The sequence below is a fragment of the Verrucomicrobiia bacterium genome (assembly GCA_035495615.1).
In the GTDB taxonomy this organism is placed as follows: Bacteria; Omnitrophota; Omnitrophia; order Omnitrophales; family Aquincolibacteriaceae; genus DATJFP01.
This window is the reverse complement of record DATJFP010000097.1, coordinates 60860-73847: the sequence shown is the minus strand read 5'-3', so window position 1 is coordinate 73847 and position 12988 is coordinate 60860. Positions and strand designations below refer to the sequence as shown.

General features: G+C 57.3%; 18 protein-coding genes. 3 read left to right on the top strand and 15 right to left on the bottom strand.

Annotated features, from left to right (window positions below; genetic code table 11):
* Together VL688_12550 and VL688_12545 are read right to left on the bottom strand one after the other, a co-directional pair.
* On the bottom strand, positions 1-1566 hold a 1566-nt coding region (locus VL688_12550), incomplete at its 3' end, for a hypothetical protein (GenBank protein ID HTL48882.1).
* Positions 1566-3578, bottom strand: a complete 2013-nt coding sequence (locus VL688_12545; GenBank protein ID HTL48881.1) for a flippase activity-associated protein Agl23 — start codon at positions 3576-3578, stop codon at positions 1566-1568. The genes VL688_12545 and VL688_12550, both read right to left, overlap by 1 nt.
* Before the next feature lie 222 nt (positions 3579-3800).
* Between VL688_12545 and VL688_12540 the strand changes: the two genes are divergently transcribed.
* The gene (locus VL688_12540) at positions 3801-4253 is read left to right on the top strand and encodes a TadE family protein (GenBank protein HTL48880.1); all 453 of its coding nucleotides are present in this window, start codon (positions 3801-3803) and stop codon (positions 4251-4253) included.
* Positions 4254-4264: 11 nt separating this feature from the next.
* Here VL688_12540 and VL688_12535 read toward each other — a convergent pair whose 3' ends face one another.
* The 6 genes from VL688_12535 to VL688_12510 form a co-directional block, all read right to left on the bottom strand.
* Entirely contained in the window at positions 4265-4468 is a 204-nt protein-coding gene (locus VL688_12535) for a hypothetical protein (GenBank protein ID HTL48879.1), read from the bottom strand.
* Positions 4465-4938 carry a hypothetical protein gene (locus tag VL688_12530; GenBank protein HTL48878.1) on the bottom strand — a complete coding sequence of 158 codons (474 nt, stop codon included), beginning with the start codon at positions 4936-4938 and terminating at the stop codon, positions 4465-4467. Before VL688_12530 ends, VL688_12535 begins: the two co-directional genes overlap by 4 nt.
* Positions 4939-4983: 45 nt before the next feature.
* Positions 4984-5445, bottom strand: coding sequence for a hypothetical protein (locus VL688_12525; GenBank protein ID HTL48877.1), 462 nt, complete (start codon positions 5443-5445; stop codon positions 4984-4986).
* 27 nt (positions 5446-5472) lie between these two features.
* On the bottom strand, positions 5473-5871 hold the full coding sequence (locus tag VL688_12520) for a hypothetical protein (protein HTL48876.1): 399 nt from the start codon (positions 5869-5871) through the stop codon (positions 5473-5475).
* A 105-nt stretch (positions 5872-5976) separates the two neighbouring features.
* Positions 5977-6111 carry a hypothetical protein gene (locus VL688_12515; protein ID HTL48875.1) on the bottom strand — a complete coding sequence of 45 codons (135 nt, stop codon included), beginning with the start codon at positions 6109-6111 and terminating at the stop codon, positions 5977-5979.
* 63 nt (positions 6112-6174) lie between these two features.
* On the bottom strand, positions 6175-6384 hold the full coding sequence (locus VL688_12510; GenBank protein HTL48874.1) for a hypothetical protein: 210 nt from the start codon (positions 6382-6384) through the stop codon (positions 6175-6177).
* 83 nt (positions 6385-6467) lie between these two features.
* On the opposite strand from VL688_12510, the gene VL688_12505 reads away from it, so the two are divergent.
* On the top strand, positions 6468-8132 hold the full coding sequence (locus VL688_12505) for a Tad domain-containing protein (GenBank protein HTL48873.1): 1665 nt from the start codon (positions 6468-6470) through the stop codon (positions 8130-8132).
* Here VL688_12505 and VL688_12500 read toward each other — a convergent pair.
* The 5 genes from VL688_12500 to VL688_12480 form a co-directional block, all read right to left on the bottom strand.
* Positions 8109-9005, bottom strand: a complete 897-nt coding sequence (locus tag VL688_12500; protein ID HTL48872.1) for a metallophosphoesterase — start codon at positions 9003-9005, stop codon at positions 8109-8111. The genes VL688_12505 and VL688_12500 overlap by 24 nt on opposite strands.
* A 7-nt stretch (positions 9006-9012) precedes the next feature.
* On the bottom strand, positions 9013-10119 hold the full coding sequence (locus VL688_12495) for a PilT/PilU family type 4a pilus ATPase (protein ID HTL48871.1): 1107 nt from the start codon (positions 10117-10119) through the stop codon (positions 9013-9015).
* Positions 10120-10193: 74 nt separating this feature from the next.
* On the bottom strand, positions 10194-10520 hold the full coding sequence (grxD, locus tag VL688_12490) for a Grx4 family monothiol glutaredoxin (protein HTL48870.1): 327 nt from the start codon (positions 10518-10520) through the stop codon (positions 10194-10196).
* An 18-nt stretch (positions 10521-10538) separates the two neighbouring features.
* Positions 10539-10775: a BolA/IbaG family iron-sulfur metabolism protein gene (locus VL688_12485; protein ID HTL48869.1), complete on the bottom strand. Its 237-nt coding sequence runs from the start codon at positions 10773-10775 to the stop codon at positions 10539-10541.
* Between the two features lie 37 nt (positions 10776-10812).
* Entirely contained in the window at positions 10813-11271 is a 459-nt protein-coding gene (locus VL688_12480; protein ID HTL48868.1) for a prepilin-type N-terminal cleavage/methylation domain-containing protein, read from the bottom strand.
* A gap of 128 nt (positions 11272-11399) precedes the next feature.
* On the opposite strand from VL688_12480, the gene VL688_12475 reads away from it, so the two are divergent.
* Positions 11400-12044, top strand: coding sequence for a nucleoside triphosphate pyrophosphatase (locus VL688_12475; GenBank protein HTL48867.1), 645 nt, complete (start codon positions 11400-11402; stop codon positions 12042-12044).
* Here the strand turns inward: VL688_12475 and VL688_12470 are convergent.
* Together VL688_12470 and VL688_12465 are read right to left on the bottom strand one after the other, a co-directional pair.
* A complete protein-coding gene (locus VL688_12470) occupies positions 12016-12183 on the bottom strand; it encodes a hypothetical protein (GenBank protein HTL48866.1) in 168 nt (55 codons plus the stop codon). The genes VL688_12475 and VL688_12470 overlap by 29 nt on opposite strands.
* A gap of 70 nt (positions 12184-12253) precedes the next feature.
* The gene (locus VL688_12465; GenBank protein HTL48865.1) at positions 12254-12982 is read right to left on the bottom strand and encodes a phosphatase PAP2 family protein; all 729 of its coding nucleotides are present in this window, start codon (positions 12980-12982) and stop codon (positions 12254-12256) included.
* Positions 12983-12988 lie beyond the last annotated feature (6 nt).

The following is a 12988-nucleotide window of genomic DNA, read 5'->3' as shown; positions in this document are numbered from 1 at the left end:
ATAGCGGGCGTTCAAGTCGCGGGCAAGCGAACGCCAGTCGAATTCTCCGGCCATCAGCCTTTGCAGTTTCGCTTCCACGTTCTCGGGATCAAGACCGAAGGCCGCGCGCAGATTGCCGGCGTACCCCGCTGCGAGCTTGCGTCCGCACATGAGAACAGGATGATACGCTTCCTGCGCCGAGGCCACGTGGGCAGTCGGAGCGATTTTCGCCATTTGCGCGCAGACCTCGTCGAGGTCCTGGCGGTCCACGATCGGAATACCGCGGTTGTTCTTGCCCATGGAGCTGACGACGCAGACAAAACCGGACGCAAAAAGGCCGACCAGAAGCAGCGCGCGGAAAGGAAAGCGGAGGCGGCGGACCACGTACGCGTCAAAGACAGGCGTGGCGAGAAGGAAACTCCAGATGATAAGCTTCGTGTTGTCCCATTCCCACGGACCGAACATCACGAACATGCACAGCAGAAAAAGCGCGAGCGCGGGAAAAAGCATGAGCTGCGCGTTGCGCTCGCGCGAACGCGCGACCCGCCAGGCTGTCCACAGCGCGAGCGGGCAATAGAGCCCGAAGTTCAGCATGAAGAAAATCACCGGGTTCTGCGTTTCCATCATCCAGCCGGGCTTGAACCAGATCATGGAGGCCTTCTGGAAATTGTCGGTCAGGATCAGGACAAAAGGAACAGCCGTGACAAGCGCCACGAAATAGACGGGCATCATGTCCCGGATTTTTTTCTTGGCCACGGTCCAGAGCGCGAAGATACCCGAAAGGAACATGAAGGCGTGCATCTGGAAAAACGGCATCACGCCCCACAGAAGGCCTTCGATCCAGAGCGGCAGGCCTTTTTTATTTTCCAGGATACGGCGGCGCCAGCTCCAAAGCGTCACAAGGCCCGCGGGAAATCCGAAAAGGAATCCGCGCTGGGGCAAGAGCGACGTGAGCGCGACGTTTTTCCAGGCCAGCTGCGACTGGTAATCGTCGAAGACGTGCGTCAGAAAAAAAACGTAGCCCGCCATGCCTCCGGTAAAAAGAAAGGCGGCCACGGTGAATCCTCTGCCCCACGCGTAAAGCGCCAGCATGGTCAGCATGCCGCCGAAAAAACCGATCAGCGGAAGCGCGCGTGTGAGCGGCAGCCCGGCTTTGACAAACAGCGCCGTAAACAGGTCCATGCCGAAGTGATACCGCAGCGGCGCGCCGGTGAACAAAGGATTTTCCGGCCAGAACGGCGTATCGGAAACGAAATTCTGAATGAAGGCGAGATGGAAATGCAGGTCCGCGTAAGGATAGCCGTTCAGCGTGTAGACTTTCTCCCCGCTGTAGTAATAAAGCCAGAAGAAATTGCGCGCGCAGAAAAGAAAAGCGAAAAAGAGCGCGGCTTTGTCGAAAAAGCCGGGGCCGGGCCCTTCCAGCGAAATGCCGCGGCAGCTCCGGAACGCAAGCAGGGCCGCGAGCATGCCGGCGGCCAGGGCATAGCAGCTTACGGCCACGGTCAGCACGCCGGCGAACGTGGCCAGGACCACGCCCGCCACGGCGGAAACGGCAATAAAAACAAGGAAAGCAGCAATAAGAGGCATCAGCGTTTTTCCGAGGATTGGGACGTCCTGAAATGTTCGGGCGAAATTTTTCCCTCGCGTCCGGAAGGAAGCTTCCACCACAGCCAGAGCGAAGCGCTCCCGCCGACGTCGTAAAAGCGGACGCGGATGGGATGCCATCCTTTTTCCATTTTCTTGGTTCCCTCTTTCGTCTTCTCGCTGTGGTCGCCCAGATTGTTGATCAGGATTTCGTTATCGAGCGTGAGGTCGCTGCCGTCATCGCTCGCAAGATAGAAGCCCACGTCTCCGGATTCGGGAACGAAAATCTCACCCTCGAACATCACGCTGAAAGGCGCGGGAAGCGGCGTTTCTTTCATGTCCCATGAAAAATCCGGAGTGCCCGCGACTTTCTCCAGGACAGGATCGCCCTGCCAGAGCGAGTTGTTGTAATAGCGCGCGAGCAGTCCCTCCCCGGGCTTGGCCTCCGGCAGAGTTTCGGGCTCGAAGACTTCCGCGCCCGGGCCGAAGAGGTCTTTGAAGAGTTCCTTGTCGTAGTAAACGTAGCCGGGATCCTGCGCGGGATTCAGGCGGAAGCGTTCCACGAAGTACGGCCGCTTAAGACGCATCTCGAGCCGCGTCTTTCTTTCCACGTCGCAGAAAATGACGCCCGCGTCCGCCTTGGGCGGAAGTTCCTCGGTGTAGTAATAGTGATGCGTGAAATCCACCAGAAGCCACGAGATCGGCCAGTAAGCTTTCTTCACCACGTGGATCGTCATGTGGCGCTTTGTCGGATCGCGCGCGACAAGCGCTTTGATTTTGCGGTCGACGCTCATGAGGCTCTCGAAAGTCTGCACGTGGACGTACGGCTCCTGGTCGTCCGCGTAATGGAAAAAATTCAACGAAACGGATTTGCAGAGGCTCGTGACCGAGAGAAGCCCCATGACAATAAGCGCCGCGGCTTTCTCCCTTCCGCCGCGGGACGCGAAAAGGCCCAGGACAGACGCCGCCACCACGAGAAAAGGCCAGATGATCTGGAGAATGCACCACGGCGTTTTGTACGGAATCATGCTGTAAGCGGCCAGCAGCAGAAGCGCGTACAGCATCATGACGCGATGCCACCGCGGTGCCGGGCCCAGAAGAGGAAAGGACATGAGAATACCGAGAGAGGCCGGCCATTCGTAGCGCAGGAAAAGCTGGATCCAGTACATGACCGCCTTCCAATGGCCTTTCTGCTCGCTCGTGGACAGGGCGCCGGTGTTCAGCCATTTGAAAAAAGTCGTGAAAAGGCCGAGGACTCCGGACCAGTTCAGGAAAAATCCGCTATAAAGCAGGACGATGACAAACGCACAGGTGCCCGTGACGCGGCCGATGTCGCGCAGGCTGAAAGAAGCCGGGACCCGCGGCGGAACTTCCGTGGACGGAAGAAATTTTTCATAAAGCAGCGTCAGCATCCAGGCGCCGACGAAAGAAAGCACGGCCAGGACGTAGGTTTCCTTGGTGACGATCATCCCCGTGAAGCCCGCGCCCAAAAGCCACAGGGACTTCACGTCTTTGCGGTCCCAGAAGCGGAAAAAACCAAGAAGCGTCAGAATGGAAAAGAAAAGCAGCGTCGATTCGTGGATCGCATACCGGGAATAAAACATCATGCCCGGGGAGACACTGACGAAAAGCGCGGCGGCATAGGCGCAGAATTTTCCGAGATACGGTTTGAGCTCAGTCAGGAGATAAATGCTCGCCCAGGCAAAAATCACGGCGGGAAGACGCAGGGCCCAGAGGTTGTCTCCCAGAAAAAGCCGAAAAACGAACAGGACATAGAAATGAAGGGGGCCGTGATAATTGGCCGGATCGTACGGGTAATACCCTTTGGCGAGGAGGTCCTGGATCATCCACCCGTTGACGCCTTCGTCATGCTGGGGCGGCTTCCAATCCAGAAAAAGAAAAAGGGAAAGGAAGGAAAGCGCGAGGATAAAAACCCTCAGCCAATCCACTTTTTTAAGGGATTCGAGCAGCGCTTTCCCCCGGGCCGGCAAGGAGATGGATTCGGTATGGCTCATGTAATTACACTCATTGGAGTTAAAGTCAATTTACGGCCATTTGGGACCGGCTCTTTGATAAAAAATGATAGTGGGTTCTAGGAATTAAGGCAAATCCCCGTTTCTTACCCTAAGTTATTATGCTATGCTTTATTAGAACAAGTGGACGCTGCAGAGTCATCCTTACGAAAAGGAGGATGGGCGATCATTTTTTCATTCCAAAAAGGCAGAAAAAAAATTTTAGTGCGCGGATCCCGGGGACAGGCCATCGTCGAGTTTGCCTTGATCATTCCCGTCCTGCTTGCGATCGCCACGCTCGCCATCGACATGGCGAACATGGTTTTTGTCGCGCACCGGCTGAGCGCTGCGACCCGTGAAGGCTCGCGGATCGCCACCGAAACCTCGCTTCCCACTCCTGAAAACCCAAGTCCGTCCGACAAGTGCACGCTTGCCCAATGCGTCAGCAGCTCCAGCATCTGCTGCATCGCCGTCAACCGCACGAACCTCGTGCTGTTCAATTCCGGCGTCACGAACGGAACGGTCACGGGAGAATGGGTCCCGGTTGTCGAAGACGACCGGCGTTACGTCCTTTTGCGCGTGCAGGCCTCGAGTGTCGTGAATTTTTTCTTCGGGCTCGGAAGCCAGACAATCAATTCCGCCTCGGTATCCTACGGGGATGATTTCCAGGTGACCTGATCATGAAAAAATCAAGGGGATGGGGATTTGGGGAACGCGGACAAGGCATGGTTGAATTCGCCCTGCTCTTGCCCGTCTTTGTCCTCCTGATCTTCGGCATCATCGAACTGGGCCGCGCTTTCTATGAATGGCATCTCGTCTATCAGGCGGCGCGCGAAGGCGCGCGCGTCGCGGCCATGTCGGACGACGACGTTCGCGTCGAAAACGGCGTTCAAACCACGCTCGATGCCCTGCCCGAGGGGCTTACCGACGTAGAGGCCGCGGACATCGACGTCCAGGTTCCCGACAACCTGCAGCGCGAACCGATCGTCGTGCAGGTGCAGTACAATTTCCAGACACCTTTGAATAATTTCTTCCTGAGCCGTTTCGGTTTCCGGATCCCGACGGCCATGACCGCGCGCGCCAGCTCGTTCGCCGCCACGATCGGACAGCCCGAGCAGCCGCCTAATCCTTCGGCGTCCATTTCGAATTCTTTCTCGGTTTCGACTTCGCGCTCGGCTTCCACTTCGGGATCCACGTCGATCTCCATTGATGAATCGGTCTCTGAGTCGACCTCGGCTTCGGAATCCGCGTCCGATTCCGTGTCCCAATCGGTTTCCGGTTCGGAATCCCAATCGACGTCGCAATCGGTTTCAGAGTCCGTATCGTCTTCGGAGTCCACTTCAAAATCGACGTCGCAGTCCACTTCGGTTTCGGAGTCCCAGTCGCAGTCGGTTTCGGCTTCGGACTCTCAATCGGTCTCGGCGTCCTCATCGGCTTCTTTCTCGACCTCGAAGAGCGTTACCGAATCCGTATCGGGCTCGATTTCCAAGTCCACGTCCGTGTCGACCAGCGCCTCGATTTCGACGTCCGTGTCGGACTCCATGTCGCCTTCGCAGTCAGTGTCCCAGTCGACGTCGGGGTCGACTTCCGGCTCCGTGAGTGAATCCGTCAGCGATTCCCGGTCGGAATCAGTTTCGACGTCCAGGTCGACCTCAAGTTCTCTGTCCACTTCGAGAAGCACTTCGCAGTCCACGAGCATCTCGGGAATTTTTTCGTCGTTCTTCGCTTCGATTTCGCAGACCAATTCGATAGGCCAGTCGATTTCGGCCTCCACATCGGCATCCCAATCGCCGGTCCTTTCGACTTCGTCTTCCGTTTCGGCGTCTAATTCCAGAGTGGCCAGCATTTCCGGGTCGATCTCGGGATCCACGGCCGGTTCGATCTCCGGATCGATCTCTCAATCCAACGCCCCCTCGGTGTCGTCGTCCATTTCGACTTCCGGGTCCGTGGCGGGATCGAACAGCACCTCGGTGTCGCAGTCGGCCTCGGGGTCGGGGTCCGCGAGCCGCTCCCGTTCCACGTCGCAATCCACGTCGGGTTCCCTGTCGACGTCGACGTCCAGATCCACAAGCACCTCGGGCTCAACCTCAACGTCGCAATCGGGATTTCCGTCTTTTTCGCAGTCGGTTTCGCAATCCGGATCCACGGCGGGCTCCATAAGCACGTCCACATCAACTTCTAATTCCGCGGTCAATTCGACGTCCACGTCCATTTCGCGCTCGTCCTCCCAGGCGGCTTCGACCTCGCAATCGCAGTCCGGCTCGATTTCGGGTTCGATCTCCGGGTCGCAAAGCACTTCTCAGTCCGTAGTCGCGTCGACGTCGATTTCGCAAAGCCAGTCGACGTCTAAATCCACCTCGACGTCACTCTCGCAGTCGATATCGCCGGTCCAGTCGGTCTCTCAATCGATCTCCAGTTCGCAGTCAAAGTCTGAGAGTATTTCGGAGAACATTTCGAAAGAAGCATCGGTTTCCCAGAGCTCGTCGCTTTCGACATCCCTGTCGGCCTCGATTTCGCCGTCGCAGTCGCAGTCCACGTCTCAATCCATTTCGGGATCGACGTCGCAAAGCACTTCGGATTCGACCTCAGCCTCGCAAAGTCAGTCCAACTCGACGTCCGTGTCCCAGTCGAAATCCGCTTCGACGGCTTCGTCCACGTCGCAGTCCACCTCCCAGTCTGTTTCAATCCGGGCCTCGATCTCGACCTCCCTGTCCGTGTCGGCTTCTATCGATGATTCGATTTTCTTCGGCGGCGGCGGCGAGCATTGATCTAACCCCAGAAATAACCCCGGGATAGGTCTTATTTTCAAGGTTTTATGATAGTTGTGGGAGTTTGGATTTTTTCTATCCGGCGGCCGTAGCAAGACTTAGGACACGATGTTATAGTTGTCATATGAAGCCGCTTCTTCAGCGCCTCCGCAGGATGCGCTCCCAAAAAGGCTCAATCCTCGTCACTTCCGCCTTGATGGCCATTCCGCTCATCGGCATTGCCGTACTGTCTACCGATGTGGGCATGGCCTACCTTGTGCGTACCGAGAGCCGGAACGCCGCGGACTTCGCGTCGCTTGCCGCGATCAAACGTTTTTCGAAAAGCCAGGAAAGCATCGATTTCTCCGCTATCCGCCAGGCCGCCGCGGTCACCGCCCGGCAGAATTCGACCCGGAGCAACAGCAGCATCGTGGTCGACACTTCTGAAATCACGAATCCGGACAACCCGGAGGGCGATATTATTTTCGGATATTATGATCACGACGCCAAGACCTTCACCGGTTATCCGGACAGCCAGCTGAATGATCCGGACAAAATCATCAACGCGATCCGGACGCGTGTCCGCATCGGCGACGGCCCCAACCAGCCGTTCACTTTCAGGTTTGCCCGGATTCTCGGGGACAATCTTGTTTCGAATTTCATCCTGGTCACGGAATCCATCGCAAGCTTCGCGCCCATGAAGGCGGTTTTCGCACTCGACCAGTCGGCCTCGATGGACAACCGCAGCTACAAACCGACGGACGTCTGCACCTGGCCCGCGCTTCCGACCACGCAGGACCGATGGTTTCATTACGCCGCCACGACCAACGTCGTGGGAGACTGCATGAATACAATTGAAGCGGACACCGTCATGGGCCCCGTGGATGACGGTTACGTGAAGCCGCAGCCGCTTTGGGACGTCACTTACGCGATCGATCACAGCCTTCTGGATGGCAACCGCCTTTTCAACAGTCTGGTGCAGATGGGGCTTCTCGTCTTCGCCAGCAATGCCTTCGCCCCTTATTCCCCTACGGATTCCGTGGAGCTGACGTCCACGACTCGCAACAACAAGGGCGTCATCCAGCAGGCGCTTCGCTACTCGGTCGGACAATGGAAAACTTATGCCGAAGCCGATGCCGCCACACGGGATTTCAGGGATTTACCGGAGAAGCTGATCTTTCCGGGATCCGTTTTGGGAGGGGCGGAAGAAAGAAGGACGCACACCAACATCGGCGACGCGATCAACCTTGCCGTGCGCTGGATCCGCAATTCCGAGCAATCCACGCGCACGTCCAACACGAAGTTCATCATCCTGCTTTCCGACGGCGCGCCCACCTGTTCGCGCGCGGTGGCTCCGGAAGACGCGGACCTGGACACCATGCCGGTCTGCCCCGAGGAAAACTCGGTGCGTGACAGCGTGCAAACCGAGGTTCGCAACATGGAGACGAGCCTCAAGGAACAGTACGGCGACCCGCTTCCGGACGAATACCGCGATTTTCTGAGAGAATACCGGAACACGGTAAAACACAATGTCGAGGCGGGGTATGTCGAAATGGGAAAGGCCTGGGGCGTCGCGAACGCTAATTGGGCCAAGGCCAACAAGATCGTGATTCACTCCGTCTACTTCGCCACCGACGAAGGGACCTGCGATCCGGATCATCCGGCCGAAGGGTACCAGCACCTGCAGGAAGTCTCGGCTATTACCGGCGGAAGCGCCGCGTGCGCGGAAGACCTCAGCTCGCTCTCGGAAATTTTTACGAACCTCTCCACCAAGCAGACCTACGTTTTAGTTCACGTGTCCACCACTTGATCCCCGGCTGTCCAGCGTCGCGTAGCTGATAAGCAGCGCCTCCGGAAGACACAAAAGCCGCACCGGCGCGAACCGGCTCGTTCCGATCCCCCGCGACACCGAACACAAAGCCCCTTTATGTGAAAGAAATCCCGACGCGAATTTTCTGCCCATGATCGTGTGCGTGAGAAGCGGCCCCCAGAAAGGCAGGCAGATCTGCCCGCCGTGCGAATGCCCGGAAAAGGCGAGGTCGATTTCGTTGCGCCCGATCTCGATGAACGCGTCGATCGTGTGCGTCAGCAAAACGTTCACCTTTTCCCTGTCGAAATGCTGCATGGCCTTGCGCAGGTTCGCGCGCCGGCTGGTGGGATCGTCCAAGCCATGGATCAAAAGCGGGACGCCATGCCAGTCGATTTCCACGGTCTCGTTCTTCAGGACGCGCACGCCGATGTCCCGCAGCGCGGCATCGAGCAGATGCACGTGCTGGTGGTTCTTCGGAAAACGCTGGCCCGGGAAATTGTGGAGGATAAGCTCAGAAAGATGGTAGTTGTAATAATCGTGGTTCCCGTAGACGGCGAAAATGCCGTGGGCGGGTTTGAGCTTGGCCAGGTTCTCCGCGCATGCGGGGACGCCTTCGATGCAATCGATGATGTCGCCCGTGATGAAAACGAAATCGCACGGCTCCCGGGCGAGGCGATCGAAAAAGGCGGATAGCCGGGCGTCCGGCTTGGAGAAATGGATGTCGGACAGATGCAGCACGCGGAGTTCGCGAGGGAGGTTCTTGCGGATTTTGCCTTGGTGTTTCGAGATTTGATAGCGGTACGGTTCGACGAACCGCATCCAGATAAACAGCAGGGCCAAAGGAACCGCGCAGACGGCGGCTAAAAAGGCCATGGCAGCCTCACGAACCCAGGATTCGGCTCTTGGATCCGTCGATCTTGATGCCCTTCATGTAGTTTTCCATTTCCTGAGGACGTTCGCTGGTCTTCAAGGCTTCTTCGGCCGTGATGACGCCCTCTTCCCAGAGCTTCAACGTGGCCTGGTCGAAAGTCTGCATGCCTTCGTTTTCCGCGTTACGCAATGCCTGCGGCACTTTATCGAATTTCTTTTCGCGCACCAGCTGGCGCGTCGTGTAATTGCCGACCATGATTTCGAACACCGGCACGAGCTTGCCGTCCTTGCCCATGATGAGCTTCTGGCAGACAAAGCAGGTGATGTTGAACGACAAATGGCCCAGAATCTGGTCCCGCTTTTCCGGCGGAAAAAATCCCATGACGCGGTCAAAGATCTGCACAACCGATTTGGCGTGGACGGTCGCAAGCACCAGGCGGCCGACCTCGGCGGAAGCCAGCGCGAATTCAAAGGTTTCCGCGTCGCGCATTTCACCGATGACCACGCAATCGGGAGACTGGCGCACGACGTATTTCAGCGCGCTCGTAAAATCATGGGCGTCTTCCCCGACTTCGCGCTGGTTGATGATGCATTTCTTGTCTTCATGCAGGTATTCGACGGGATCTTCCACGGTAATGATGTGACGCTCGACGCTCTGGTTCATCATGTCGACCATGGCGGTCAATGTCGTGCTCTTGCCCGAGGCCACGGTGCCGCCGATGAAAATAAGGCCCGAGCGCTCGAGCGGCATTTTTTTGAGGACGGGCGGAATCCTGAGTTCCTCGAAGCTGGGAATGCTCTTCCAGAGCGTGCGGATGACGAGCGAATAAGTGCCCTGCTGGCAGAAAACGTTGCAGCGAAAACGCTGCTCGCGGCCCGTGAGCGTGAAAGCAAAGTCGACGCTGAGATTATTGGCGAGAAGTTCTTTTTTCTTCGGGGTCAGCAGGTGCTCGACGATGGCCCTGATCTCCTCGTCTTTCAGCTTGTCGAAGGGCATGGGCTTGACCACGCCGCCGAGGCGGGTCCGGGGAACCGATCCCACTTTCAGGAACAGGTCCTGCCCTTTCATTTCGAGGACTTTTCCGAGGCAGGAATTCAAATAGGCGTTAACGTCCATGACAAAACTCCCCTTTTGCGTACCCTTCAGTATCGGAAAGAATCGCCGGGCATTGAGGCCTTTTTAAAGAAGCCTCAGGCGCCCTTGAAGGCCTCGGTCAGGAGCTTTTCCAGTTCGCCGGAATCGCGCAGTTCGTGCACGATGTCGCAGCCTCCCACGAGCTGGCCGTTGATGAAAAGCTGCGGGAAGGTCGGCCAGTTGGAATATTGGGGAAGCGCCTGGCGAATGTCGGGATTGGCCAGGATATCGACGGAAGCGAAAGGGTAGGGAAAACTTTTGAGAATCTGGACCGTGGCCGCGGAAAAGCCGCACTGAGGCGCCTCCGGCCGGCCTTTCATGAAAAGGACCACCTTGTTCTTCGCGATTTCGGACTTGATGCGTTCAAAAACGTCTTCGGACATGCGGCCTCCGGAAATAGGTCATTGTTGCGGGACAGATGTTTTGATCTTCAAAGCATGAATGCGGCCGTCTTCGAGGGGGGCCTTCAGGGCGCGGTTGATCATCTGGTGCTGTTCCACCAGCGACTTGCCGCGGAAGGACTCGCAGGAAACGCGGACTTCAAAATGATCGGCAGTGCCGGTCATATCCACGGCGCCGACAACCGCCCCTTGCAGGGCGCGCTCGATGATTTGTTCGATCTCTTCGGGTGTGATCATAACGCAGGGATTATAGCACGAAAAAAGGAAAACGTGTTCAGCTGAGAGGCGTGCCGCCGTTGCAGCCCGCACCCGCGCCTGCCGGAGCGCCGGCGCCGTTGACCGAGCCGGTCAAAACGCCATTCTGATCAATACAGTAGGTGTTGATTCCGCCGTTCGGTATGGGAGCCGCGAGCATGGAATACGTCGCATTCGCCGCGCCGACGGCGTAAGCGAAATTATACTGATGGCGCGGATTAAGAAGCCACGTATTGTCGACGTATGCCGGGATTGCCGCGGAAAGCTCCGCAACATTGTTGGCAAATCTCACGGGATTCTGATTGGCCCGGAAGATCTCGCAGGCCGAACTGAAGCTGCGGAGGTCTTGCTTAATTGCCGCTTCGTTGGCATTCAGGCGCGCTCGCAGCAGATTGGGAATGGCGATCGCCGCCAGCAATCCGATGATGGCGACTACAATCATGATTTCGACCAGCGTAAATCCGCGGCTATTTCGCATTCGAGTCTCCTGATTTAAAGTTTAGCATGCTTAACCTTTATCGGCGCTCTTCTCCGCGGATTGAGCGACCTGGAACTGGAGTTTTTCTTGAATCGGCGCTCCGGATCGACTATAAATAGGCCCTCATCATGGCCCTTTCTACAAAACTCTTTTTTGTTTATCTGGCTTCGAAATCCCCGCGCAGATTATCCTATTTAAGAGCTTTAAAAATTCCATTCGGCGCGGTCGTTTCCAAACATCGGGAAACCCACCGGAAAAGCGAGCGGCCGGAAGCACTTGTTGTGCGCAACGCCCGGGGTAAGGCGCTGCGGGCGGTCCTCCCTTCGAAAGCGCCGGCCGGAGCGCGAAAAAAAACGCTGCTGGTCCTGGGCGCGGACACCATCGTTTTCTTCAACGGCCGCGTGCTCGGGAAACCCTCCAGCTTGCGGGAAGCCGAACGCATGCTGAACGCGATGGCCGGAAAAACGCATGACGTGTTTTCCGGGATCGCGCTGCGGCATCCGTCCAGCGGCAAAACGTGGACGGCTTTTGAGAGGACGCGGGTCCGGTTAAAAAAATGGAAGCCGGCGCAAATGCGGGACTACGCGGTCAAGGCCGGTTCGCTGGATAAAGCGGGCGCCTACGGGATCCAGGTCAGGCCGAAGATTGTGGAATCTTACCGGGGTTCTTACAGCAACGTCGTGGGGCTGCCCAAAGAACTTCTCGCCAGGATGATGCGGAAAGCGGCGCGGGAGATCGGGAGTCTTAATGCCCCTGGACGAACCAGCGTTTGATTTCAGTCCAGAAGAGAAAATAGATCAAATAAAAAATGCCGACGCCCGCGAGGCCCGCGACGAGATACCAAATGATGTTCCCCCTCGCATTTCCGAACCGTGCTTCGAGGTAAGCCCGCATCTGTTTGAAGGTTTGCATCATCAATCCTTTCGCGGAAACCGCTTTTGGGTTGCTTCTTTTATCGGCCGGGGCCGGAAAACCTGAAAAACTATTCCACCTGCGGCTTGAGGCCCTTTGCAGTCCTCGCGCGCTCCCAAAGCTTCCACGAGAGATGCCCGCACAAGAACCCCAAAGCCGTACCGGCCAGGACGTCCGCGGGATAGTGGACGCCGATGTGGATCCGGGAAAAGGCAATGACTGCCGCCAGCACGTAAAGAAAAGGCAGCTTCCCGCCATAGAGGCGGTTTAAAAGGTACGCCGCGCAAAAAACGCCTGCCGCATGCCCCGAAGGAAACGATTGCGAAGTAGGCGGATGGAAAAGCACGCGGACCGTCTCCATGCCGGGCAAAGCCCCCTGCTGGAAATCCATGAACGGCCGCGGCCGCGACGAAATCATCTTGGTCAAATTAACAAGCCCCTCCTGGATCAGCACGGCCGCCGCCACGAAACCAAATCGCCGCCAAAGGCAGGAGGGGTCCCAAATCGCCATGAAAAGAAAAATGAGAACCAAGAGGCAGGCCTTGGTGCCGAGAAAGGTCGTCCAGCCGAACACATAATCGAGCGGCGAAGGCTTTCCATAATGCAAGACCGAGAAGGCCTTCCGGTCAAGCGCGAGGAGTGAAGCGCCAAGGCCTTCGGTTCTGGCGGCCGGCGCCAGCACGGGGACCGCGGGCCGCAGCGGCGCGGGTTCTTGATACCGGGATTGAAAGGCAACTCCCGCGGCCAGAATGCCGCCGGCGAGCAGGAAGGTCAGTATTTTTTTAGACGGCTTAGACATCGGGCC